The sequence below is a fragment of the Plantactinospora sp. B5E13 genome, from assembly GCF_039871775.1.
GTDB lineage: Bacteria > Actinomycetota > Actinomycetes > Mycobacteriales > Micromonosporaceae > Plantactinospora.
On sequence record NZ_JBDPLT010000103.1, the window covers coordinates 1 to 1,730 of the forward strand.

General features: G+C 69.2%; 1 protein-coding gene and 1 pseudogene. One reads left to right on the forward strand and one right to left on the reverse strand.

Going from position 1 to position 1,730, the window contains the following annotated elements; genetic code table 11:
• Positions 1 to 187 (reverse strand): annotated as a pseudogene (locus ABGB05_RS36835) (RNA polymerase sigma factor SigF); the annotation flags it as partial.
• A gap of 258 nt (positions 188 to 445) precedes the next feature.
• Between ABGB05_RS36835 and ABGB05_RS36840 the strand changes: the two are divergent.
• Entirely contained in the window at positions 446 to 1,684 is a 1,239-nt protein-coding gene (locus tag ABGB05_RS36840) for a low temperature requirement protein A (RefSeq protein ID WP_347658662.1), read from the forward strand.
• Positions 1,685 to 1,730 lie beyond the last annotated feature (46 nt).

Genomic DNA, 1,730 nt, shown 5'->3' on the forward strand with positions numbered 1-1,730 from the left:
CGAGGTGGTTGGCCAGGGGGAGCCAGGCTTCGATGGTCTTGTCGCGCAGGGTGGCCCGGTCGGGGTGGTTGGTGGGCAGCGCGGCGAGGGTGTGCAGGAGGTTGGTGGCGCTGTCGGTGAGGGTGGCGGGGTCGGGGGTTGCGGTGGTGTGGGGTGTGACTACTTGCCGGTTGGTGGTCGCGGTCATGGTGGTCCTCCCTGCACCGAGCGTGTGGGCGTCTGTGGGTCGTGGGCGTCTGTGGATGGGCGCGTCTGGTGGTCCGTTCAGGTCATCACTCTAGACCGTTAGTCTCCACGAAATCTAGCCGAACGGCTGATGGATTAAAGCCGCGATCCGCTACTTTTCCCACCAAAGGTTCTCACGTCACTGTCCGGCCACACGTATCCCGAGCCGGTCTGTGATTTGCCTCCCGGCCCGGGTGGCGAACCGAGATGATTACCGCCTGTGAGCCCGGAACGGCAAAAGGCGGACGGATCCGGTACGCCGGACCGGCGCCGCCGACGCGTCGAACTCCGGCCATCCCGGATCGCCGCCCGATGGGGGCTCGAACCGTCCGCCCTGCCGAACCAGGAGGAGCAGGAACGACACGCCAGTTGGCTGGAACTCTTCCTCGACTTGGTCTTTGTCCTGGCGCTGCTCGCCGTGCAGCAGCGCCTGCCCGACGCCACCCCCGCCGGTGGGGAGATCCTCGAAACCGCCGGTCTCTACGTTGTCGTCTGGTGGGCCTGGGGCGGGCAGGCGTTCTACGACACCCGCTTCGACCCGGACGACTTCACACACCGGCTCGCCGTACTCGTCTGCATGATCGGCGCCGGCAGCATGGCGGTCGGCGTCGAGGATGCGCCGAACACGCTGCTCCTACCGATCGGCTACCTCGTCGTACGCGGCACCCTGCTCGTGCTCTATCTCCGGGTCCGCAGCACCGGTCCGGTCGTACGGGAGCTGACCACCGTCTACCTGACCGGATTCGGCACCGGCTGGCTGCTCTGGGCCGCCTCGCTCGCCGCCCCGGTGCACACCCGGCCGGTGTTCTGGATCGTCGCGCTGGCCATCGAACTGCTGACCCCGTGGCTCGGCCGCCGCCGGCTGATCCGGCACCCGGTCCATCCGCTGCACCTACCCGAGCGGTTCGGACAGTTCACCATCATTCTGCTGGGAGTGAGTCTGACCGACCTGCTCGACGCGGTGCCGGCCCGCCCGTCAGCGTCGGTCGCGCTGACCGCGGTCGTCGCCTTCGCGATCCCGGCCTCGGTGTGGTGGGTCTACAGCACCTTCGTGAGCAGCGGGTTGAGCAGCCCCCGACTCCAGGCCGGGGTCGAGTACGCGGCCGTACACGGGCTGCTCGGCGCGGCCATGGTGCTGTTCGGCTGGGCCCTCGGGCAGATCGTCCGACACGTTGCCGCCGACTCACCGGAACTGCCCGGCATCCTGCGTCTGCTGGTCGCCGTCTCACTCGGAACCTGGATCCTCTGCGGCCTGGCCCTGCAGCGGATCTCCCTGGGACGCCTGCCCCGACAGCGGGTGATCCTCGCGGCGCTCGCCGTCGCCCTGATCGTCGCGGTCAGCGTGGTCGGGGTCGAGCCGATGGCTCTCCTCCCACCGCTCGCCCTGGTCCTGGTCGGCTACGCCGTCGTGGTCGCCCGGCTGATCATCCGGTTCGCCGGAGAACGGCCGGCCGACTGACCCTGCGTCGGGTACGACGGAGCGGGCCGGCTCCCCGGGGTGGGGA